The 21,455-nt window shown below is 63.1% G+C and carries 26 protein-coding genes; 14 read left to right on the forward strand and 12 right to left on the reverse strand.

What is annotated here, in order from left to right:
* Window positions 1–21: 21 nt before the first annotated feature.
* The 3 genes from IGW03_RS07150 (at window position 22) to IGW03_RS07160 (ending at window position 1,672) form a co-directional block, all read left to right on the forward strand.
* A complete protein-coding gene (locus tag IGW03_RS07150) occupies window positions 22–549 on the forward strand; it encodes a L,D-transpeptidase (protein ID WP_194721841.1) in 528 nt (175 codons plus the stop codon).
* A gap of 103 nt (window positions 550–652) precedes the next feature.
* A complete protein-coding gene (locus IGW03_RS07155) occupies window positions 653–1,066 on the forward strand; it encodes a VOC family protein (RefSeq protein WP_194721842.1) in 414 nt (137 codons plus the stop codon).
* Window positions 1,067–1,192: 126 nt separating this feature from the next.
* Complete coding sequence (locus IGW03_RS07160) at window positions 1,193–1,672, forward strand: cupin domain-containing protein (protein WP_194721843.1); 480 nt, start codon at window positions 1,193–1,195, stop codon at window positions 1,670–1,672.
* A gap of 114 nt (window positions 1,673–1,786) precedes the next feature.
* On the opposite strand, the gene IGW03_RS07165 is transcribed toward IGW03_RS07160, so the two are convergent.
* On the reverse strand, window positions 1,787–2,077 hold the full coding sequence (locus IGW03_RS07165; RefSeq protein WP_194721844.1) for a hypothetical protein: 291 nt from the start codon (window positions 2,075–2,077) through the stop codon (window positions 1,787–1,789).
* Window positions 2,078–2,173: 96 nt separating this feature from the next.
* Between IGW03_RS07165 and IGW03_RS07170 the strand changes: the two genes are divergently transcribed.
* Complete coding sequence (locus tag IGW03_RS07170; RefSeq protein WP_194721845.1) at window positions 2,174–2,704, forward strand: MerR family transcriptional regulator; 531 nt, start codon at window positions 2,174–2,176, stop codon at window positions 2,702–2,704.
* A gap of 33 nt (window positions 2,705–2,737) precedes the next feature.
* Here IGW03_RS07170 and IGW03_RS07175 read toward each other — a convergent pair whose 3' ends face one another.
* The 5 genes from IGW03_RS07175 to IGW03_RS07195 all read right to left on the reverse strand — a co-directional run bounded on the left by IGW03_RS07175 (window position 2,738) and on the right by IGW03_RS07195 (window position 7,036).
* Window positions 2,738–3,550 carry a TOBE domain-containing protein gene (locus tag IGW03_RS07175; RefSeq protein WP_194721846.1) on the reverse strand — a complete coding sequence of 271 codons (813 nt, stop codon included), beginning with the start codon at window positions 3,548–3,550 and terminating at the stop codon, window positions 2,738–2,740.
* A gap of 144 nt (window positions 3,551–3,694) precedes the next feature.
* Complete coding sequence (locus IGW03_RS07180; protein ID WP_194721847.1) at window positions 3,695–4,396, reverse strand: ATP-binding cassette domain-containing protein; 702 nt, start codon at window positions 4,394–4,396, stop codon at window positions 3,695–3,697.
* 11 nt (window positions 4,397–4,407) lie between these two features.
* On the reverse strand, window positions 4,408–5,079 hold the full coding sequence (modB, locus tag IGW03_RS07185) for a molybdate ABC transporter permease subunit (RefSeq protein ID WP_194721848.1): 672 nt from the start codon (window positions 5,077–5,079) through the stop codon (window positions 4,408–4,410).
* 16 nt (window positions 5,080–5,095) lie between these two features.
* Window positions 5,096–5,845, reverse strand: a complete 750-nt coding sequence (gene modA / locus IGW03_RS07190) for a molybdate ABC transporter substrate-binding protein (RefSeq protein ID WP_194721849.1) — start codon at window positions 5,843–5,845, stop codon at window positions 5,096–5,098.
* Window positions 5,846–6,013: 168 nt separating this feature from the next.
* On the reverse strand, window positions 6,014–7,036 hold the full coding sequence (locus IGW03_RS07195; protein WP_194721850.1) for an XdhC family protein: 1,023 nt from the start codon (window positions 7,034–7,036) through the stop codon (window positions 6,014–6,016).
* Window positions 7,037–7,521: 485 nt separating this feature from the next.
* Here IGW03_RS07195 and IGW03_RS07200 point away from each other — a divergent pair, with 485 nt between their 5' ends.
* The 7 genes from IGW03_RS07200 (at window position 7,522) to IGW03_RS07230 (ending at window position 14,252) form a co-directional block, all read left to right on the forward strand.
* Window positions 7,522–7,998, forward strand: coding sequence for a (2Fe-2S)-binding protein (locus IGW03_RS07200; protein ID WP_194721851.1), 477 nt, complete (start codon window positions 7,522–7,524; stop codon window positions 7,996–7,998).
* Between the two features lies 1 nt (window position 7,999).
* Window positions 8,000–10,405 carry a xanthine dehydrogenase family protein molybdopterin-binding subunit gene (locus tag IGW03_RS07205; RefSeq protein ID WP_194721852.1) on the forward strand — a complete coding sequence of 802 codons (2,406 nt, stop codon included), beginning with the start codon at window positions 8,000–8,002 and terminating at the stop codon, window positions 10,403–10,405.
* Window positions 10,406–10,413: 8 nt separating this feature from the next.
* On the forward strand, window positions 10,414–11,211 hold the full coding sequence (locus IGW03_RS07210; RefSeq protein WP_194721853.1) for an FAD binding domain-containing protein: 798 nt from the start codon (window positions 10,414–10,416) through the stop codon (window positions 11,209–11,211).
* Window positions 11,212–11,245: 34 nt separating this feature from the next.
* Complete coding sequence (locus IGW03_RS07215) at window positions 11,246–12,175, forward strand: AAA family ATPase (protein ID WP_194721854.1); 930 nt, start codon at window positions 11,246–11,248, stop codon at window positions 12,173–12,175.
* Complete coding sequence (locus tag IGW03_RS07220) at window positions 12,172–13,452, forward strand: vWA domain-containing protein (protein WP_194721855.1); 1,281 nt, start codon at window positions 12,172–12,174, stop codon at window positions 13,450–13,452. The genes IGW03_RS07215 and IGW03_RS07220 overlap by 4 nt, the downstream gene beginning before the upstream one ends.
* Entirely contained in the window at window positions 13,445–13,897 is a 453-nt protein-coding gene (locus IGW03_RS07225) for an SRPBCC family protein (protein WP_228535173.1), read from the forward strand. The genes IGW03_RS07220 and IGW03_RS07225 overlap by 8 nt, the downstream gene beginning before the upstream one ends.
* 64 nt (window positions 13,898–13,961) lie before the next feature.
* Window positions 13,962–14,252 (forward strand): hypothetical protein, encoded by a 291-nt coding sequence (locus IGW03_RS07230; protein WP_194721857.1) that lies wholly within the window; start codon window positions 13,962–13,964, stop codon window positions 14,250–14,252.
* On the opposite strand, the gene bluB is transcribed toward IGW03_RS07230, so the two are convergent.
* On the reverse strand, window positions 14,246–14,899 hold the full coding sequence (gene bluB / locus IGW03_RS07235; protein WP_194721858.1) for a 5,6-dimethylbenzimidazole synthase: 654 nt from the start codon (window positions 14,897–14,899) through the stop codon (window positions 14,246–14,248). The two genes, IGW03_RS07230 and bluB, sit on opposite strands and share 7 nt — an antisense overlap.
* 15 nt (window positions 14,900–14,914) lie before the next feature.
* The gene (locus IGW03_RS07240) at window positions 14,915–16,099 is read right to left on the reverse strand and encodes an NAD(P)/FAD-dependent oxidoreductase (RefSeq protein WP_194721859.1); all 1,185 of its coding nucleotides are present in this window, start codon (window positions 16,097–16,099) and stop codon (window positions 14,915–14,917) included.
* 9 nt (window positions 16,100–16,108) lie between these two features.
* On the opposite strand from IGW03_RS07240, the gene IGW03_RS07245 reads away from it, so the two are divergent.
* Together IGW03_RS07245 and IGW03_RS07250 are read left to right on the forward strand one after the other, a co-directional pair.
* The gene (locus IGW03_RS07245; RefSeq protein WP_194721860.1) at window positions 16,109–16,279 is read left to right on the forward strand and encodes a hypothetical protein; all 171 of its coding nucleotides are present in this window, start codon (window positions 16,109–16,111) and stop codon (window positions 16,277–16,279) included.
* Window positions 16,276–16,902, forward strand: a complete 627-nt coding sequence (locus tag IGW03_RS07250; RefSeq protein ID WP_194721861.1) for a GntR family transcriptional regulator — start codon at window positions 16,276–16,278, stop codon at window positions 16,900–16,902. Before IGW03_RS07245 ends, IGW03_RS07250 begins: the two co-directional genes overlap by 4 nt.
* A gap of 33 nt (window positions 16,903–16,935) precedes the next feature.
* Here the strand turns inward: IGW03_RS07250 and IGW03_RS07255 are convergent, their stop codons facing one another.
* Window positions 16,936–17,499 (reverse strand): flavin reductase family protein, encoded by a 564-nt coding sequence (locus tag IGW03_RS07255; RefSeq protein WP_194721862.1) that lies wholly within the window; start codon window positions 17,497–17,499, stop codon window positions 16,936–16,938.
* Between the two features lie 409 nt (window positions 17,500–17,908).
* Between IGW03_RS07255 and IGW03_RS07260 the strand changes: the two genes are divergently transcribed.
* Window positions 17,909–18,316: a hypothetical protein gene (locus tag IGW03_RS07260; RefSeq protein ID WP_194721863.1), complete on the forward strand. Its 408-nt coding sequence runs from the start codon at window positions 17,909–17,911 to the stop codon at window positions 18,314–18,316.
* A 6-nt stretch (window positions 18,317–18,322) separates the two neighbouring features.
* Here IGW03_RS07260 and IGW03_RS07265 read toward each other — a convergent pair whose 3' ends face one another.
* The 3 genes from IGW03_RS07265 to IGW03_RS07275 all read right to left on the reverse strand — a co-directional run bounded on the left by IGW03_RS07265 (window position 18,323) and on the right by IGW03_RS07275 (window position 21,379).
* Complete coding sequence (locus IGW03_RS07265) at window positions 18,323–19,117, reverse strand: hypothetical protein (RefSeq protein ID WP_194721864.1); 795 nt, start codon at window positions 19,115–19,117, stop codon at window positions 18,323–18,325.
* 131 nt (window positions 19,118–19,248) lie between these two features.
* Window positions 19,249–19,953, reverse strand: a complete 705-nt coding sequence (locus tag IGW03_RS07270) for a glutathione binding-like protein (protein WP_194721865.1) — start codon at window positions 19,951–19,953, stop codon at window positions 19,249–19,251.
* A 136-nt stretch (window positions 19,954–20,089) separates the two neighbouring features.
* A complete protein-coding gene (locus IGW03_RS07275; RefSeq protein WP_194721866.1) occupies window positions 20,090–21,379 on the reverse strand; it encodes an MFS transporter in 1,290 nt (429 codons plus the stop codon).
* Window positions 21,380–21,455: the final 76 nt, after the last annotated feature.

The raw sequence follows: 21,455 nt of genomic DNA on the forward strand, positions 1-21,455 counted from the left end.
TCAAACCAAACATTCCGTTAAATGGCCTCAACGCTTCACATTGCGCATAAAGAAATCATCATCAGCATCGCCGAGCAAACACTGTCCGTGCTGGAGGATGATCGGCTTCTGCGAACTTACCCGATATCGACGGCGCTCAACGGCGCCGGAGAAAGAGAAGGCAGCGGCCGTACTCCGCGCGGCAGGCATCGCATACGGGCGAAGATCGGCGCCGGCTGTCTCGAAAACACGGTATTCGTCGGACGCCGGCCGACGGGTGAAATCTATTCCCCGGCGCTGGGCAGGGAATACCCGGGCAGGGATTGGATCCTGTCGAGGATTCTCTGGCTGTGCGGATGCGAGCCGGGAAGAAACCGCTTCGGTTCGGTGGATACCATGCGGCGCCATATCTATCTGCATGGCTGTCCCGAGACCGAGCCGATGGGCATTCCCAAGTCGCACGGATGCATCAGGATGCGCAACAGGGACATCATCGAGCTGTTCGACATGGTCGATGCCGGTACTGCCGTGCATATCCGTGCGTCCGACGGATCCGACTTGAATCGATAATGCTGCCGCCTGCCGTTCGTGTGGCGGCAGAGACGATGTTGCCTTCGCAAATCGAACATGCCAGTATTGCTCCCTACCGTTCTCATCAAGGACCGTGACCATCATGTTCTCTCATGTTTTCGTCGGCGTACGCGACTTCGACCGCGCCTTGTCCTTCTACGAGCCGCTCATGAAAGTCCTGGATATCGAACAGCGATTCTGCGACCGGAGCCGGCCTTGGGCCGGCTGGCAGACTGCGGACGGCCCGCGACCCTTGTTCCTGATCGGCACGCCTTACGACGGACAGGAGCATGATGCGGGCAACGGGCAGATGGTGGCGTTTCAGGCAAGAGATCACGACATGGTGCGCAAGGCCCATGACACCGCGCTTGCCCATGGCGGCAGCTGCGAAGGCGCGCCGGGGCTGCGCCCTCAGTATCACCAGAACTACTACGGAGCCTACTTCCGCGATCCCGAAGGGAACAAGCTTTGCGTCGTATGCCATGCGGCGCCGGAACCACCGCCCCAGTCAAATTGACGTGACTGTACCGGCCGGTTCGTGCGGAACTGTACATGCCTTCGATGCGCGCGGCGCGATATGATGCAACGCTCGGTCGAACCCGGATGTTTCAATCCCATGGAAGTCGGATCGCAGAAAGCCATCATGAGCCTTCCCAAACATGTCATCGCAATCCAGGCGGAAGAGATTCCCCCGCGCACCAAGCCTTCGAACTATCCGGAGCCGTTTGCCTCGCGCGTCAGCGGCCGGGAGAAGCGGCAACTCGGCGACGTCTTCGGCTTGAGCAATTTCGGCGTCAACCTGACCCGCCTCGCTCCGGGTGCCATGTCCGCCCTTCGTCACAGCCATTCCCGGCAGGACGAGTTCATCTACATCCTCGACGGCACCCCCACGCTGCGCACGAACGACGGCGATACCCGTCTCGCTCCCGGCATGTGCGCCGGCTTCAAGGCCGGTACGGGGAATGCACATCATCTCGTCAACGACACCGCTGAAACGGTCGTGTATCTCGAAGTCGGCGACCGGACGCCAGGAGACCAGGGCTCGTTTCCCGATGACGATATTCAAGCCGAACTGAGAGACGGCAAATGGCAGTTCAGCCATAAGGATGGAACGCCTTATTGATGACGATATGCGCGCCATGCGAAACCTCGACCCGCGACCGGTTACCGCCCTGCCATGAAAGCCCTGGGAGCGCCTTTGTCAGTTTTCATCTTGCGGACCTTTCGCCGGGTGGCATCAAGCCTTGGGTCCGCTCCCGCATCCGCAGCCGCCGTCAACACGGCATGATTTTGCCTGCCTTGCGGCTCTGCGATGACGCAGGACCAGCACACCGCAAAGACCGGCCGCCGCCAGGACCGCGATTTCGACATACCAGCCTGCCGCTGCCATGCCCAGGCCCGACAGCCCCAGCCAGGCAAGCAGCGGCGCCAGCAAGGGAGCGCAGCAGGCTGCGCAAGCCGCAATGGCGGCCCCGGCGGCACCAGCCTTCATGACTGTCGAACCTCTATTCACCTGTGTTTCTTTCATCACCAGCTCCTTTCAAAGGGATTGACATGTTGCGCTTGCATGAAAGGTACGACCTCAAGTAACTTTAGGTGCAAGGACTTTTTGAGGGAGAGCAGCATGCCGCAACCCGGTCTCACGATCGGCGCCCTGGCTTCGCAAACCAGTACCAATGTGCCGACGATTCGTTATTACGAGGAAATAGGCCTGTTGCCCAAGGCGGAACGCGCAGCCAATGGCCACCGCTACTACCGCGACGGCGATTTGAAACGCCTGGGATTCATCAGGCGTTGCCGCGACTTCGGTTTCCCCATCGAGCAAGTCCGGGAGCTCGTCAAGCTGTTCGAGGATGGCGGCCGCGCCTGCATTGAAGTGCGTGACCTGGCGCAAACGCACCTCGATGCAGTGAGGGCGAAGCTTGAAGAAATGCGCCAGCTGGAGGCAAGCCTGGCTGGCTTCGTGGCGAGCTGCGACGCGGCCTGCTGCAAGGGACCGACGCGGGACTGCACGATCATTGAAGACTTGGCTGCTGCCGATGCGGCACGCAATGCGGCTGCTCAGGACGCCGCATGCTGCCCGGCCCCATCGAAACATGCGAAACGGAAGACGCCGGCAAAAACGTCGGCCTTCAATGAGATCAGGCGGACTTGAAGAACAAAGGCCGGCCTGATCAAATGAACCGCGTCAGGCCGGCACGCCGAGAATGACGCTGGAAGCCTTGAACAAGGCGGTGGCTGCGGCGCCTTCCGCCAGCGCCAGCGCCTTGCTGCTCTCATTGGTGATGATCGCCGCCACCGCTCCGCCGCCGGGCAGTTCGATGACGACTTCGGTATTCACCGCGCCCGGCACCAGCCGCGTTACGGTGCCGGCAAGCCGGTTGCGCGCGGAAAGGCGGACGCCTTCGTCGTCGGTCATGACGATCACCGAGGAGGACTTGACCAGGGCGAAGGCTTCCGATCCGACCTGCAGCCCCAGGTTTTCGACGCTTTCATGCGTGACGATGGCCACCAGTGTCTGGCCGCCGGCAATCTCGAGTTCGACTTCGTCATTCACCGCACCGGTCTTGAGCCTGCTGACCCGGCCGAGAAACTGATTGCGTGCGCTCGTTCGCATGTTGAGTCTCCTGAGCAGTGAAAAATCATCCGCGAGGCCGGTGGCTTGCCTGTTCAGCTGCATGACGAATTCGCGATGAACGCGATCGATCAGCCTGAAATTGGCGACGAGCTGTTCGCCGCGCGGCGTTAGCCGCGTGCCGCCCCCGCCCTTGCCGCCGGCCAGCCGTTCCACCAGAGGCTCGCCGGCAAGATTATTCATGGTATCGATGGCGTCCCAGGCTGCCTTGTAGCTCATCTTCATCGACTTGGCGGCCTGCGTGATCGATCCGCATGCGGCGATCCCGGCCAGCAGGGCAATGCGTCCATGCCCGCCGAAGTTTTCGCCGCCGACCATCATCCACACGTTGCCGCGCAGTTCGATTTCCTTATTGTCTGCGGCCATTGCTTTCTCCGCCTGTTTTCGGGACACAACATATCCGGAATTGCTCGCAGTTCTTCGCGGAAGAAAACCGGGTCAACGGCATGGCTGAGGCAAGGTTCATGTATCTGGCTTCCTGGTTTGAACGCCTTCGGACAAGCGGCCGGATTATCCCGCCAGGCCGATCGGCTGAACGATTGACGGTGACGGCAGGATGCTCCCCTCCTGCATGCGTATCGTCTCTTCGCCGAACACCCGCGCGTCTTCCGGATCATGCGTGATCAGGATCATCGGAACGCCCAGCCGCCGCTGCAGCTCGTCAAGCTCGGTACGCATTTCCCTGCGCAATTCCGGGTCCAGCGCCGCGAACGGTTCGTCCAGCAGGATGGCGCGCGGCGATGCCACCAATGCTCTTGCCAAAGCCGTGCGCTGCTTCTGTCCTCCCGACAGTTCGGCCGGATGCTGATGCGCGACATGAGACAGGCGAAAGGCGTCGATCCAGTACTCCACGGTTTCCGAACGGATGGACGCAGAAGGATTGCGCCAACCGCCGACCAGGCCGAAAGCGATATTCTGGCGCACGCTCAGATGGGGGAACAATGCATACTCCTGGAACAGGTAGGCGAGCCTGCGCTGCTGCGGCGCCAGCGAGATGCCGGCGCGGGCATCGAACAGCATGTCGTTCCCGAGCTGGATATGGCCCTCGTCCGGCTTGATCAGTCCGGCGATGGCCTTGAGCAGCATGCTTTTGCCGGCGCCCGAGGGGCCGAAGACGACGATGCGCGACGCCGTTGAGCGGAAACTGACGTTCAACTGAAAACGGCGCTGTCCCGAGCGCAAGGTCTTCCGGATATCGAGGTCGAGCTTCACGCGCTTGGTCCTTAACGATGTGCGATTCGTCCGGGGGCGAGCCGGCCGGCCGAGAGCAATACGGTGACGCATACCGCGGATGTGATGAGCACCAGCAGGGTGGCGGTGTCGTCCTGGCCTGCCTGCACCGCTTCATAAACGGCGATCGACAGGGTCTGGGTCTTGCCGGGGATGCTGCCGGCCACCATCAGCGTGGCGCCGAATTCTCCCAGGGCGCGGGCGAAGGTCAGCAGCAGGCCGGCCAGGATGCCGCGCCAGGCAAGCGGCAGCGTCACGCGCAGAAAAATACCGATCTCGGAAATGCCGAGCACCCTCGCCGCCTGCTCCAGTTGACCGTCGATGCCTTCGAAAGCTGCCCGTGCCGGCTTGTATGTCAATGGAAATGCGACGATCGCAGCGGCGATGACCGCGCCCTGCCAGGTGAAGATCAGGTTAATGCCGAAATGCTCCTGCAGGAATGCGCCGAGTTCGCTGCGCCTGCCCAGCAGCACGAGCAGATAGTAGCCAAGCACGGTGGGCGGCATCACCATCGGCAGGGTCAGCAAGGTGTCGAGCAGTTCACGGCCCGGGAACCGCTTTCTGGCAAACAGCAACCCGATGCCCACTCCAAGGACCAGATTGAGGGCCGTGGCCCAGCCGGCCACCTTGAGCGACAATCCCAGTGCGGTCCAGACGGGCTCCATGGTGCGCGGCGCTCCGTTACGGTTTCCTGAAGCCATACTTGCCGAGGATGGCTTGCGATGGCGGCGACAGGACAAAGGCGATGAAGCGGGAAGCCTCCGCGGCGTTGGCGCTGTTCGCGGCCTTGGCGATGGGATAACGGATCTCCGTGTCGAGCGGCACGTCGAACGCGACCCTGACCTTGTCCTTCATCAGGGCGGCATCGGTCATGTACACGAAGCCGGCATCGACTTCTCCGCGGGCGACATAGTCGAGCGACTGGCGCACATTCTGCGTGCCGATCATCTTGGGTTCCACGGCGCGCCACAGCCTTGCGGTCTCCAATGCCTGCCGGGTATAACGCCCTACCGGCACGCTGGCCGGATTGCCGATGGCAATGCGCTTGACCTCCGCTTGAGTGAGGTCGCCCAGTTTTCCGATGGCAGGCTTGCCGTCGGCGGGAACGATGAGCACCAGGCTGTTGCGTACGAAGTCTTGCCTGTCGCGCGCCTGGACCAGGTTCTGCTTCACTGCCTGATCCATGGTTTCCTGGTCCGCAGAGGCAAAGACATCCACCGGCGCCCCCTTGGCCATCTGCTGCAGCAAGGCACCCGACGCGCCGAAGTTCAACGACACCTTGCTTCCGGCATGCTGTGCCTCATACGCCTGGGCAATGTCCTTGAACGCATTGGTCAGGCTGGCCGCAGCGGAGACGACGATCTCGCCGGCATGGGAGACGCCTGTTGCCATGAGTGCAACAACGGCAATGACGGCAGAGGCACGGCGCATGCGATTCCTTATGGTGGCAAAAATCGCAATATACACTTGTATATAGCGCCATGCCAATACGCTCCGGCATATGCCTGTTATCAATCCGCATCATCGCTTCGGGACGGAAGATGGTGCACGAGGCGAAATACCTTTAGGCAGCGCGCAGCGTTCAGCCGGATTTCAGTACTAGCTCCGCGTGCAGCTGGAATCTTCCCGTTCTGCTTTCCTTGCCTCTTTGGCATGCGCGACTCGCACTTCGGCGGGCAACGCCACGCCGTTCTTGGCTGCGGTCATCTCGGCGAGAATCGACACCGCAATTTCCGGCGGCGTCTTGCTGCCGATGTAGATGCCGACCGGTCCATGCAGTTTCGATAACTGTGCGTCATCCAGATCGAACAGCTTGAGCCGTTCGCGCCGCTTGGCGTTGTTGGCGCGCGAGCCGATGGCGCCGACATAGAAAGCGTCCGATTTCAGCGCCTCCATGAGCGCGAGATCGTCGAGCTTGGGATCATGGGTCAATGCCAGTACCGCGGTTCTTGCATCGATGTGCATTTCAATTACCACATCGTCGGGCATGCCGTGCACCAGTTCCACGCCATCGACCTGCCAGTCGGTCCGGTATTCCTCGCGCGGATCGCAGACCGTCACATGGTAATCCATGCCCACCGCGATCTGCGCCAGGAAGCGCGACAGCTGTCCCGCGCCGATGATCAGGAGACGCCAGCGCGGACCATGGATCGTGGTGAATGTCGTGCTCGATACCTGCAGCCCCATTCCGGCATGTGCCGGGCCGAGCGTGACCTCGCCGCTGCGCAGGTCGAGCCGGCGCGCGACCAGTTCATGCGAGGCCAGGCGCTGCAGCAGTTCGTTGATCTGGCTGGAGGCTGAAAGCGGCTCGATGACCAGCTGTATCGTGCCGCCGCACGGCAGGCCGAAACGATGCGCCTCGTCGGCGGTGATGCCGTAGGTGACGATCTCGGGCACGACACGCGTGAGACCCTGCGTACGGACCCGGTGGATGAGGTCGTCTTCGATGCAGCCGCCCGACACGGACCCCACTACCCTGCCGTCGTCGCACATGGCGAGCATGGCCCCTTCGGGACGCGGGCTGGAACCCCAGGTCTTTACCACGGTAATGAGCTCGCAGCGGTGGCCGCTTGCCAGCCATTGCTCGCAGCTTTTCAGGACTTCCATGTCGATGCTGTCCATGCTTGCGTACGCCGGAGGCGCCTCGTGAAATGAAGTTGAGGAAAACGGCTCCGGCACACTGCACGCACTGCGCAATCAGCGACTGTGTCAAATTGGAGCACTTTAGCGTCGTGAAGGACGGGGGCACCTTAGAAAATTTCCCGCATGCAGGAAGGCTCATATCCCGTTTCTTAATCGAACAGCTTAATAAAAAAGTTTGCTTGCAGCGCCGAAGTTTTTCTTGACGTAGCGCAAAGATGCCGGACTCAGCGGAAGTACGCTCGTTTTTGCATTGCCGGCATCGCTGCCGGCTGCAATTAATTAATTTTAAGAATCGATGACAAGGCGAGGGCCGGGTTATCGGGACAAATAATGGAGACAAGCCCCGCGGATGGATGCGCGCGTTGCAAATTCCGCCCGCCCGGCCGATTCCCTTTGCTGCCCCTGCGGCGATTCCTCCTGCCAGAGCGCCTGAACGCACGACATTCCAATCGAGGAGTAATCGCATGGCAATCAAGGTATCCATGACCGTCAATGGCTCGCCGGCGAGCGCGGAAATCGATCCGCGCACCCTGCTTGTCCAGTTCCTTCGCGAAAACCTGTCACTGACCGGCACTCACGTCGGATGCGACACCAGCCAGTGCGGCGCCTGCACGGTGATCGTCAACGGCAATGCCGTCAAGGCGTGCTCGGCGCTGGCGGCGCAGTTCCAGGACGCGCAGGTGACGACGATCGAAGGCATCGCCGGCCCCGGCGGCGAACTGCATCCGATGCAGGCCGCCTTCAAGGAATGCCATGGCCTGCAGTGCGGCTTCTGCACCACCGGCATGATCATGTGCGCCATCGATATCGCAAAGCATCATCCCAATGCATCGGAACGTGAAATCCGCGAGCAGCTCAAGGGCAACATCTGCCGCTGCACCGGCTATCACAACATCGTCAAGGCGGTCCAGGTCGGCGCCGCCAACATGAGCGGAGCCTGACATGAACGCGCCTTCAGAACGTGAAACCGGCATCGGCGCCTCAGTGCGCCGCAAGGAAGATTACCGTTTCGTCACCGGCAGCGGCAGGTACACCGACGACGTCCAGGTGCCCGGCCAGACCTATGCGTATTTCCTGCGCTCGCCGCATGCGCATGCCATGATCAAGTCGATCGATGCGAGCGCGGCGCGCAGCGCGCCCGGCGTCGTCGCGGTGCTCACCGGCGAGGATCTTGCCGCCGACAACGTGGGCAGCGTGCCCTGCGGCTGGCTGATCACCGATGTCAACGGTCAGCCGATGAAGGAGCCGCCGCATCCGGCGCTTGCGCAAGGCAAGGTTCGCCATGTCGGCGACCAGGTCGCGCTCGTGGTCGCTTCCACCTACATGCAGGCCAAGGATGCGGCCGAGCTGATCCAGGTCGATTACGACACCCTGCCCGCCGTCGCCGACGCACGCGACGCGATCAGGCAGGGCGCACCGGTGGTGCACGATATCGCGCCCGACAACAAATGCTATACCTGGGCGCTGGGCGACAAGGCGGCGGTCGATGCCGCGTTCGCGCAGGCGCATCATGTCACCAGAATCGAAGTGACAAACAACCGGCTGGTGCCCAACGCGATCGAGCCGCGCGCCGCGCTGGCCCAGTACAACCGGGGCGACGACAGCTATACGCTGTACGTCGCCAACCAAAATCCGCATGTGGAGCGGCTGCTGCTGACGGCCTTCGTGCTGGGCCTGCCGGAACACAAGATGCGCGTCATCGCGCCCGATGTCGGCGGCGGCTTCGGCTCGAAGATCTTCCTGTATCCGGAAGACGTGGTGCTGGCCTGGGCATCGAAGAAGCTCAACCGCCCGGTGAAGTGGACCGCCGAGCGCTCGGAATCCTTCCTGTCCGATGCGCACGGCAGGGACCATGCCACCACGGCGGAAATGGCGGTGGACCAGAACGGCAAGTTCCTCGCCATGCGCGTGCACACGGTCGCCAATCTCGGCGCCTACCTGTCCACTTTCGCGACTTCGGTACCGACCATCCTGTATGCGACGCTGCTGGCCGGGCAATACGCGACGCCGCAGATCTATGCCGAGGTCGACGGCGTATTCACCAACACCACGCCGGTCGATGCCTATCGCGGCGCGGGCAGGCCGGAAGCGGCCTATGTGGTCGAGCGGCTGGTGTCGGCGGTGGCCCGCGAGATGAACATTGATGACGTCGAGCTGCGGCGCCGCAATTTCATCACGACCTTTCCCTACCAGACACCGGTGGCGCTGCAATACGACATCGGCGATTTCAATGCCTGCCTCGACGGCGCCATCGAACTGGCCGATATCGCAGGCTTCCCCGCCCGGCGCGAGGAAGCAAAGCAGCGCGGCAAGCTGCGCGGCATCGGATATTCGACTTATATCGAAGCCTGCGGCCTGGCGCCGTCGAACATCGCCGGCGCGCTCGGCGCCCGGGCAGGCCTGTACGAGGTCGGCGAGATCCGCGTCCATCCCACCGGCAGCGTGACGGTGTTCACCGGCTCGCACAGCCATGGACAGGGACATGAAACCACCTTCGCGCAGATCGTCTCGGCCCGGCTCGGCATTCCCTTCGACCAGGTCGACATCGTGCACGGCGACACCGGCCGCGTGCCCTTCGGCATGGGCACCTACGGCTCGCGCTCGCTGGCGGTGGGCGGATCGGCCATCATCAAGGCGCTCGACAAGATCGAGGCCAAGGGCAAGCAGATCGCCGCCCACCTGATGGAAGCCTCGGCCGGCGACATCGAGTTCAAGGACGGCAAGTTCACCATTGCCGGCACCGACCGCAGCGTGCCCTTCGCGCAGGTTGCGCTGTCGGCCTATGTGCCGCACAACTACCCGCTGGACAAGCTGGAGCCGGGCCTGAACGAAACCGCGTTCTACGATCCGACGAATTTCACCTACCCGGCCGGCGCCCACATCTGCGAAGTGGAAGTCGATCCCGAGACCGGCGTCGTCGAGGTGGCCGCGATGACCGCGGTCGACGACTTCGGCAACATCATCAATCCGATGATCGTCGAAGGCCAGGTGCATGGCGGGCTGGCGCAAGGCATAGGACAGGCCCTGCTGGAGAACTGCGTCTACGACCGCGACACCGCGCAGCTGCTTTCGGGCAGCTACATGGATTACGCGATGCCGCGCGCAGAGGACCTGCCGAGCTTCAAGGTCGGCAGCCGCGTGACCCCCTGCACCCACAATCCGCTGGGCGCCAAGGGCTGCGGCGAAGCCGGAGCGATCGGCTCGCCGCCGGCGGTGATCAATGCGGTGATCGACGCGCTGTCGCCGCTGGGCGTGACGCACCTCGATATGCCGGCGTCTCCTGAGCGCGTATGGAACGCCATTCAGTCCGCCAGGCAGGCGGCGCAGTCAGCCAACCAGACTCCGTGAGGTAGCCCATGTATGCATTCGAATTGCATCAACCCAAGAGCGTGAGCGAAGCCGTTGCCCTGCTCGCCGATCCTGAAAGCCGGCCGCTGGCCGGCGGACAAAGCCTGATCGCGGCGATGAAGCTGCGGCTGGCCGCGCCTGCCGCTCTGGTGGACCTTGGCGGCATTGCGGAACTGCGCGGCGTCCGGCGCGAAGGCGATGCGCTGGTCATCGGCGCCGGCACCTGCCATGCCGAAATTGCCGGCTCCGGCGATGTGAAGCAATCCATTCCTGCGCTGGCTTATCTCGCGGGTGAAATCGGCGATGTCCAGGTGCGCAATCTCGGCACCATCGGCGGCTCGCTCGCCAACAACGATCCCGCCGCCTGTTATCCGGCTGCCGCGCTCGGCCTGAACGCCACCATCCGCACCGACCGGCGCAGCATCGAGGCGGATGCCTTCTTCACCGGCATGTACGAGACGGCGCTGCAGCCGGGCGAAATCATCACGGCGGTGCAGTTTCCGATTCCGGAGAAGGCGGCTTACATCAAGTTCGTCAATCCCGCCTCGCGCTTCGCACTGGTGGGCGTCTTCGTTGCACGCGGCGCGGACGGTCGCGTGCGCGTCGCGGTGACGGGCTGCGCCGGCTGCGCATTCCGCGCGACGGACCTCGAAAAGGCGCTGGAAGCGAACTTCACTGCCGATGCTGCCAAAGCGGTCAGCATTGCGCCGGACGGATTGAGTTCCGACCTGCATGCGAGCGCCGCCTATCGTGCGCACCTGATTCCGGTGCTGGCCGGACGCGCCGTCGCCGAGGCATTGAAATGAGGCTGCGCTGCGACATCATTTCCACAGCGCCCACATGACAGCAGACGCCATCGACCGTCCTCCCGCGTCCGTCGACGAGGTGGCGCAGCTCCTGGCGTCACGGCAATACATCGCCGAGCGCCATCTGTCGACGACGCTCTATCTCGCCATGGTGATGGGCCGTCCGCTTTTCCTGGAGGGCGAAGCCGGAGTCGGAAAGACCGAAGTCGCCAAGGCGCTGGCCGCCGGTCTCAACCGGCGCCTCGTGCGCCTGCAATGCTATGAAGGGCTCGACATCGCCAACGCGGTCTATGAGTGGAACTATCCGCGCCAGATGATCGAGATCCGGCTTGCCGAAGCGGCGGGCCAGGCTTCGAAGGACAGGCTGGAAGCCGACATCTTCACCGACCGCTTTCTGATCAAGCGCCCCTTGCTGCAGGCGCTGGAAACGACTGACAGCGGCCCTCCGGTGCTGCTGATCGACGAACTCGACCGCGCCGACGAACCCTTCGAGGCCTATCTGCTCGAAGTGCTCGCCGAGTACCAGGTCACTATTCCCGAGCTGGGCACGATACGCGCGGAGCGCCCGCCGCTGGTGGTGATCACCTCGAACCGCACCCGCGAAATCCATGATGCGGTGAAGCGGCGCTGCTTCTATCACTGGGTGGACTATCCCGACAAGGAGCGCGAGCTGGCCATCGTCCGCTGCCGCGTGCCGCAGGTTGCCGAAACCTTGAGCCGGGAAGTGGTCGCCTTCATCGCCAGGTTGCGCACGATGGAGCTGTACAAGGCGCCCGGCGTCGCGGAAACCCTCGACTGGGCAGCATCGCTTGCGGCGCTGGACAAGACCGTGCTCGACCCGGAAGCGGTGCAGGCGACGCTGGGCGTGGTGCTGAAATACGAGGACGACATCGCGCGGATGAATGAAGGAACCATCGCGCAGCTCGTCAATGACGTCCGGGCGGACGCCGCGGGAATGCGATGAGCACCGCCGTGCCGGAGCAGGAAAAGCAGCAGGGCCGGCTGGCGGAGAACGTGGTTCACTTTGCGCGCGTGCTGCGCCGCGCCGGGCTGGCGATCGGACCGGCCAAGGTGATCGATGCGCTGCAGGCCTTGCAGGCGGTCGGCGTGGAAAGGCGCGACGATTTCTACTATGCGCTGTCCACCGTCCTGGTCGACAGGCGCGACCAGCAAGACTTGTTCGACCAGGCATTCGAACTGTTCTGGCGCGACCCGTCGCGCATACGCCAGCAGCTGCAGCAGCTTCAGGATCTGCTGGGCGGCGTGCGCTCCCCGAAAGACAATACGTCTACGGTCGCGCCGCGCGTTGCGCAGGCGATGCTGCCCAAGCGGCCCCATGCCGCACAGCCGCCCGAGGACCTGCCTCCGGATTTGAAGCTCGATGCGTCGATGACGATGTCCCAGCTTGAAGTGCTGCGGACCAAGGATTTCGCGGCAATGACTGCGCAAGAACAGGCCGAGGCGAAGAAGCTGATTGCCTCCATGCGCATGCCCCTGCCGGAGATCGCTAGCCGCCGCTCGCGCCCAGTCTCGCATGGCGCGCAGGTCGATCTGCGCAATACTATGCGGCAGATGATCCGCAGCATGGACGGCGGCATGGAGCTGCGGCATCGCACGCCGCGCCCGCGTCCGGTCAGCCTGGTGATCCTGTGCGACATCTCCGGTTCGATGGAAAGCTATACGCGCATGCTGCTGCATTTCATCCATGCGGTCTCCAACAGCAGGCGGCGGGTGCATACCTTCCTGTTCGGCACGCGCCTGTCCAACATCACCCCGCTGCTGCGCGACCGCGACATCGACGCCGCGCTCGGCCAGGTATCGCGCCAGGTTGCGGACTGGGCAGGCGGGACGAGGATAGGCGCCTGCCTCGCGGACTTCAACCGGCACTGGGGACGCAGGCTGCTCGGACAGGGTACGGTGGTGCTGCTAATCACCGACGGACTCGACAGCGGCGACAGCGAAGGCAGGGAAAGCGTCGGCGCCGAAATGGAACGGCTCGGCCTCTCTTGCCGCCGGCTGATCTGGCTTAATCCGCTGCTGCGCTACGAGGGCTTCGAGGCCAAGCCGGCCGGCATCCGCGCCATGCTGCCGCACACCGATCTTTTCCTGCCCGTGCATAACCTGACCAGCCTGAGCCGTCTCGGCGAAGCGCTGTCCGAGACCGGCTCCCGGCGCCCGGGTTCGCGAACCGCATTACCTCATTCACCAAGATCATCAGGAGGACTCCATGGAAATGTCTAACGTACAAATCGTGCCGGCGCCGCCGGACAAGGTCTGGTCGGCGCTCAACGATCCGGAACTGCTCAAGCGGTGCATCACCGGCTGCGAAGCCATCGAGCCCATCGAGGACAACCAGTACAAGGTATCGATGGCGGTCAAGGTGGGGCCGGTGAGCGCCAAGTTCGCGGGAAAGATTTTCCTGCTCGACCTGAATCCTCCCGAGTCCTACACCATCAACTTCGAGGGCCAGGGCGGGATGGCCGGCTTTGCCAAGGGGAATGCGAAGGTCTCGCTGTCGCCCGAAGGCGAGGACACGAAGCTTGCCTATACCGCGTCGGCGCAGATCGGCGGCAGACTGGCGCAGATCGGCTCGCGCCTGGTCGACGGCGCCGCCAACAAGATGGCCACCGACTTCTTCGCCGCGCTGGCGAGGGAACTCAAGGAAGAGCCGCAGGGCTCTGCCTGATGCACGGTCCAGCATTGCCTGGCATCGCCGATATCAACCATTGATGCAATACACGGAGACAGACATGGCTGAAGAGACGAACAATACGAACGAGATCAGAGAGATCAAGGGATTCAAGGTCTCGAATGTGCGCATGCAGGAAATACCGTCCGAGGCAAAAGGCGAGGACGGCACCGCGGAAAGCGCGCAGAAGGCGATTGCCTCCGCATCCGTGGAGTGTCTGCAGTGCGGCGAAACCTGGACCGCAACCGAAGGCGCAGCGGAAAAGAGCCTGACCAACGTTCTGGGCGGCATCGTCATTTCCTGCCCCAACTGCAAGCAGACCGGCGGCGTGCAGCGGCCCGACTTTCAGTAGTCGTCCGCGTCCTTCCAGCCGTCTTCCGACACCAGTTCGTCAAGCCGGCGGGATTGAGCCCAGCCTTCGAGCTCCAGCATGGGCTTGGGGTAGAAGCGCTCGACATGACCGAGGCAGAGAATGGCTACTGGCTTGCCGCCCGGCGGAATGCCGAGCAGCTGCGCCAGGCGCTCGGGATCGAACAGCGAGACCCAGCCCATGCCGAGGCCTTCGGCGCGCGACGCCAGCCACATGTTCTGGATCGCGCAGGAGACCGAGGCCAGGTCCATTTCCGGCAGCGTCCTGCGGCCGAAGATGTGCGGCTCGCGCCTGTCCATCAAGGCCACCACCAGCAGTTCTCCGCATTCGCGGATGCCCTCCACCTTGAGCCGCATGAATTCGTTACCGCGTTCACCGAGCGCATCGGCGGTGCGCTGGCGCTCTTCATCGACCATGCGGTAGATCGCATCGCGCAGTTCCTGCCGCCGTATGCGGATGAAGCGCCACGGCTGCATCATGCCGACGCTGGGCGCATGATGCGCCGCCGTCAGCAGGCGCGCGAGCAGCGCCTCGTCGACAGGGCCGGGAATGAAATGACGGACATCGCGGCGCTGCGCAATGGCCTTGTAGACTGCATTGATGTCTTCCGTGCTGAATGATTCTGGCATGTCGTTCATTGCCGATCAGAGAATGCCGCGTTCAGCATAAGGCTCATTCTTCAGCACCCTTCCATAGCCCAGCCTACCCAAGTCTATGGTTTCGAAGCGGCGATGCAGGATCAGTTCGGCGATCGCGCGGCCGACCGCCGGCGCATGCATCATGCCGTGGCCTGAGAAGCCGGTGGCGACGAAGAAGTTTTCATGATGCCCGGTCCAGCTGCCGATGATGGGGTTGCCGTCGAGCTCGCACTGCTCGTACAGCCCCGACCAGGTGCGGTGGCACTTCACGCCTTCGAAGGCGCTCGGGAAGCGGTGGGCCAGCGCCGGCCAGACCGCGCGTTCGAAATAGTCGTGATCGACTTCGAAGTTGAAGCCGCGCGGCTCATGCGAATTGACCAGCCCGCCGGAGTAGCCGTTGCCTTCGGGGCGGAATGCCAATCGCTGCAGATCCTTCACGTAAGGCAGCGGTTCTATTTTGTTCTGCCCGGTGAAGAAATGCTCGAAGCGCCGCAGCGGGCTGACCGGCAGGAACATGCCGGCCATTGCGCTGACCCGCGCCGACCAGGCGCCGGCGGCATTGACCAGCATTTCGGCCCTGACCGAGTCGCCGGTACTGAGCACCGCGCCCTTGAGGCGGCCGCCGGAATTGATGATGTCGACCACCTTCGCCTGCACGTATTCGACGCCGAGCGAATGGGCCTTGCGGCGCATGCCCTGCAGGAAGCTGCTGGGGTCGCACCAGCCGTCACCGGGAGAATAGGCGGCGCCGTCGATGTCGTCGACGCGCATGGAGGGAAACAGGCTGCGCACGCCTTCGCGGTCGAGCAGGCGGATGTCGGCGCCGAACGAGCGCTGCACCTGCGCGTTCTCCTCCAGCACGCGCAGGGCCGCCGCACCCTGCACGATGAAGAGATAGCCCTGCTCCTTCCAGTCGATGTGCGCGGTCTCGCCATCGACGCTCATCAGTTCGCCGAAGCGCTTGATGAAGTCGATGCTGTACTGCGACATCGCCACGTTTTCCGGGCAGGAGAAAAGGCGCCTGGCGCCGCCCGAGGCGCGCGGCGTCGATGCGAACTCGTAGGTCGGATCGGGTTCGATGACCGCGATCTCGATCGCCGGACTTTGTTGCTTGAGAGAACAGGCTATTGCCGTTCCGATAATGCCGCCGCCCGCAATCAGGACGTCGTAGTTGCCGCGCAGTGGTGTCATGTGTTTTCCATGGCCAATACAGACGAAGAATCCGGCGCGGAAAATGGCCGGCGCAGCATGCCTGCCGTATCCTATCCCGCGTTACGAAAGTATAATGCCTTGCACATTACCTCATGGCAGCCCGCCCTTTTCGGTGCTGCAATGGAAACGATCAAGGCCGACCACAGATGGCTCATGTGACTTCAGACCAGATCCTCGCCACGCTACGCAAGCGCATCTTCGATGGCGACCTCGGCGGCGGCACGCCGCTCGATCAGGAACAGCTCGCGAACGAATTCGGCGTCGACGGCCTGCCGGTCAACGATGCGCTCAAGCGCCTCGAAGGCGAAGGCCTGGTGCGGCAAGACCCGCAGAAGGGGACGGTGGTGCTGGTGCATACCATCGATGACGTAATCGAAATGCTCGACATCCGCATCGGTCTCGAAACGCGCGCGCTGAAACTGTCCATTCCGAATCTGCGCCATGCGCACATTGCCGAGGCCGAAGCCATCCTCGCCACCTACGACGAGGCGAACAGTCCGAGTTCGTGGGCCTACCTGAACCTCAAGTTCCATCTCACGCTCTACCGTCCCGCCAACCGGCCGCGCCTCTTGAGGATGATCGAAGACTTGGCGCTCGGCACGCAGCGCTATACCCGCATTCATATCTCCGACATGCTGGGCCGCGACCGGCCGCAGCATGACCATTACGCGATCCTGCATGCGGCGCGCATCGGCGACGTGGACCTTGCTGTGCGCCTGCTCGAAGATCACATCACGCAGACGCAGCAGGCGCTGCTTGCTTCGCGCAAGAGGTCGGACTGATCCCGCCTGCGAAGGCAATGCTGGAGCGGCAGGTCACTTCTCCGCCACGAATGACTCGCCTGTTTCGAAGAAATTTCCTCCCGCCACGTAGTGGATACTGCGCGGACTGCCCTCGTCGAAGATCCAGTGCGCGTCCTTGAATGCGCGCGCATCGGCCCAGGCAGCAACGACTTCGGCCAGGAAGAGATCGTAGGTCTGCTGGATGTGCGGCTCCGGGATCACGCGGCATTCCAGCCAGCCCAGGCATCCTTCCAGCAGCGGCGCTTTCACCTTGTCTCCCGCAAAGGCAGCAATGCGCTGGGCATCGAACTTGTCCGCCTCGCGGCCCGAGACCGATCCCACGGCCAGCGTAATGCCGGCCAATTCTCGCGATGGAACGTTGAGCACGAATTCGCCCGAGCCTTCGACCAGTTCGCGCGTCAGCGTGTTGCGGTCGATCACTACCGCGACCTTGGGCGGCGCATAGTCGAGCGGCATCGACCATGCCGCCGCCATCACGTTGCGCCGGCCTTCATGCTGGCTGCTGACCAGCACGGTGGGACCGTGATTGAGCAGGCGGTAGGATTTGGCGAGGTCGACGGGAAGGCGTGTGGTCATGATGCGGCGGGTCCTTGATGAGGGTGTGGGGGAACGGTATTATGAACAAGTGAAGAGGGGTTGGCCGGGGTTGGAAATCTTGTATCTGTAAAGGATAAGATTTGCGTTTTCATGTTGAGTCAAGGTGCACAAGACTTCCACCAATTGCCGCTACGGGATAGCCCCCTTCTCCCGCAGGCGGGAGAAGGGTTGGGGATGAGGGGGATGGCCAATACCTCATACGGTTTTGGCAGCCGCCCTCACCCCTGTCCCCGCTCCGCGCCCCACGGTTCGGCTTGCAAGCCGAACCGGCTACGGCAGCGCAAACCATGGTTTGCGAAACCCTGCCTTCGCCCCGCTTGCGGGAGAGGGGTTCCCAACTGTGCATGGAAAATCTCAGCAAGAATGTCAGCTTGGCTAATATGCACCCATGTTACCTACACTTCCCTTCCCCATCCGCACCGAATGCCCACCCGGCGCATGCAACTGCGAGCGCGACCTCCTGCTGAGCGATCCCGCCGCCGATCTGCGCGTGCTGCGCCTGACCAGGGAAGAGGAAAAGCGCCTTGTAGCACGCATCGAAAACATTTCCAGCTATGCCGATCTGCGGCATATCGAAAAGCGCATGGCCGAGCAGCTGGGCATCGTGCTGCAGATCGCGCCGGGCGCGCGCGAGGTGCGCACCGTGCGCGGACTCAGCATCCAGCTCGCCGAACAGCGCGGCTTGTGCCGCAAGATCCGGCAATCGATTCCCGCCGCGGTGCGCAGGTGCCTGGAAGAGCATCCCGAGATCGTGTTCGCGATTCTCAACGAACACGATCTGCTGGGCTCGGGCTGACACCTCCTACTCGTCGGCAGGCTCGGCCCGCGTGCCCGGCGGCAGCGGCTTGCGCGTGCGTTCAAAGAAAGGTGTGGGTATGTCGAATTCGCTCTTCAGGCGCGCCACCCTCAGGGCATCGTTTTCATAGCGCCTTGCATAGGACAGCAGCAGCGAGCCGATCTTCTCGAAGTGGCCGACATCTTCCAGGAACAGCACCATGGGTATCTGCAGGCCGGAATCGTCGCTGACGAAAGGCCGGCCGCAGCGATACAGGCCCAGGCGTTCGTAATGCGAGGCAAGAATGGGATTGCAATGCGTGATGCCCACCACGCGATCCTGTTCGCGCGTGAAGCAGTACATGCGGCACAGCATGCGCACCACGCGCCGCGACCAGTGAGCGTCCGGAGCCAGCGTCAGGGCATCGAGATAGGCGACCGGCATGCGCAGGCGCTGTATCACCCTGCCCAGGCCCAGTCTGTCGGCGCTGTCCTGGCTCGGCACGTCGAGCCACAGGCTGGCGCAGCCGGCGATCCTGCCCGGGCCATCGACGGCATAGAAGGTCTGCGGCGATCCGCGTTGGGTCGGCCACAGCATGCGCTGCGTGTGGTCGGCGCCGGGCGGCGATTTCCGGCCGCGCTCGACATGCGCCTCGTAGCGGAAGCGCGCCACCGCTTCCAGCTCTTCGCGGGTGGCGGCAATGCGCACTTCCGCCCCGCCGTGGTAGTCCCCGACGGCGGCTTGTTCGGTAAGCTCCTGGGCGAGGTCAGGCAGGTTCAGGTGAAGCCTTGTGCTGTACTGCCTGTTTGCATTCCGGTGCATGACATTCCTGGCGGGGTGGGGAGATGGGGACGGCGCTGAGAGCCCTATCAGACTTCATGGAAGGCCGGAAGTTTTCCCGGCTTTAACATGCATCAATGGCAGCCCCGTCCTGGTGCATCCCTATCATACGCTCAGGCGCGCTTGGGTATCTCCAGGCCCCTTGCCACGGCGGGACGCGCGACGAACGCGGCAAGTACGCGCTTTACGTTGGGAAAGTCATTGAAGCCGACGATCTCTCCTGCCTCATAGAAACCGACGAGATTGCGCACCCATGGGAAGGTGGCGATATCGGCGATGGTGTAGTCATCGCCCATCAGCCACTGGCGGTTTTCGAGCCGGCGCTCGAGCACGCCGAGCAGGCGCTTCGATTCGGCAACATAACGGTCGCGCGGCCGCTTGTCTTCGTATTCGCGTCCTGCGAATTTGTGGAAGAAGCCGAGCTGGCCGAACATCGGACCGATGCCGCCCATCTGGAACATCAGCCACTGTATGGTTTCGTAGCGTCCCGCGCCGTCCTGGGGAATGAAGCGGCCGGTCTTGTCGGCAAGATAGAGGAGGATGGCGCCGGATTCGAACAGCGGCAGCGGCTTTCCGTCCGGACCATTCGGATCGATGAGCGCAGGAATCTTGTTGTTGGGATTGAGCGAGATAAATTCCGGCGAGGTCTGGTCGTTATTTTCGAAGCGCACCAGATGCACTTCGTACGGCAGGCCGGTTTCCTCGAGCATGATCGATGCCTTCACGCCGTTTGGGGTAGGCAGCGAATACAGCTGGATGCGGTCCGGATGCTGGGCAGGCCATTTGCGGGTGATGGGAAAGGCGGAGAGATCGCTCATTGCATTCCTTGTTCGAGTCTTGGTTGGAAATGGACCGCAGACGCGCTTCCTTGCGCCTGCGGCGTGACGAACGAACAATATAACCACTTCCGGCGTTTTCTGCGCCGGCCCGCACCGCCGTGCGGGCCGGCCCGTCTCAGCTATACCGCAGCGTGGCGGCCTTGCTGGTCATGAGCAGCGCAGCCAGCGTCAGCAGGGCCGAAATCGCCAGGTAATAGCCGACATGCGCCAGCCCGTAATTGCTGGCCAGCCAGGTAGCGGCATAAGGCGCCAGCGAAGCGCCGAGAATGCCGCCCAAGTTGAAGGTCAGCGACGCGCCGGTATAGCGCACCTGCGGCGGAAACAGTTCCGACAGCAGCGTGCCGAGCGGACCATAGGTCAGCCCCATCAGGCCGAGACCGAGCGCCATGAACAGCGCCACCATGGTCAGGCTGCCGGAGCCGAACATCGGCGCCATCAGCAGGCCGAAGGCGGCGATCGCGGCCGTCACGACGATCATCGTCGCACGGCGCCCATGGCGGTCGGCAACCACGGCCGACACCGGAATGGTGAGGCCGAAGAAGACCACCGAGAACAGCTGCAGCAGCAGGAATTCACGGCGCGAGTAGCCGAGCGCGGTGGTGCCCCAGCTCAATGCGAACACCGTCATCAGGTAGAACAGGACGAAAGTGGCAAGCGCCATCAGCGTGCCGAGCACCAGCGTGCGGCCGTGTTCGCGCAGCACTTCCAGCACCGGCACCTTGACCCGCTCGTGCTTGTCGAGCACCTTCTGGAATTCCGGCGTCTCGGTGATTTTCAGGCGCACGTACAGGCCGACCAGCACCAGCAGCGCGCTGGCGAGGAAGGGAATGCGCCAGCCGAAGGCAAAGAACTGCTCGTCGCTCATGATCTCGCCCAGCAGCAGGAAGATGCCGCCCGACAGGAAGAAGCCGATCGGCGCGCCGAGCTGCGGGAACATGCCGTACCAGGCACGCTTGCCCGGCGGTGCGTTCTCGGTCGCCAGCAGCACCGCGCCGCCCCACTCGCCGCCAAGGCCGAGGCCCTGGCCGAAGCGGCACAGCGCCAGCAGCAGCGGCGCCAGCGTGCCGATGGTGGCGTAGGTCGGCAGCAGGCCGATCACGACGGTGGAAATGCCCATCGTCAGCAACGCTGCCACCAGCGTCGCCTTGCGGCCGATGCGGTCGCCGTAGTGGCCGAACACCGCCGAGCCTACCGGACGGGCGAAGAAGGCGATCGCGAATGTGGCCAGCGACTGCAGCGTGGCGGCGGTGGCGTCCCCGGAAGGAAAGAACAGCTTGGGGAAGACCAGCACGGCGGCGGTGGCATAGATGTAGAAGTCGAAGAATTCGATGGTGGTGCCGATGAGGCTGGCAAACAGCACGGTGCCCGGCGAATTCTTCCGGACGGCTGTTGTGGGGGTATGCATTGTGTGTTCCGTTTCTGATGTTGCGTGTTGAATGGCTGGATTGGGACGGCTCGGCTCTGTCCAAGCGGGATAAATT

Origin of the sequence: Noviherbaspirillum malthae (assembly GCF_015352985.1) — a bacterium.
GTDB classification, from domain to species: domain Bacteria; phylum Pseudomonadota; class Gammaproteobacteria; order Burkholderiales; family Burkholderiaceae_D; genus Noviherbaspirillum; species Noviherbaspirillum malthae.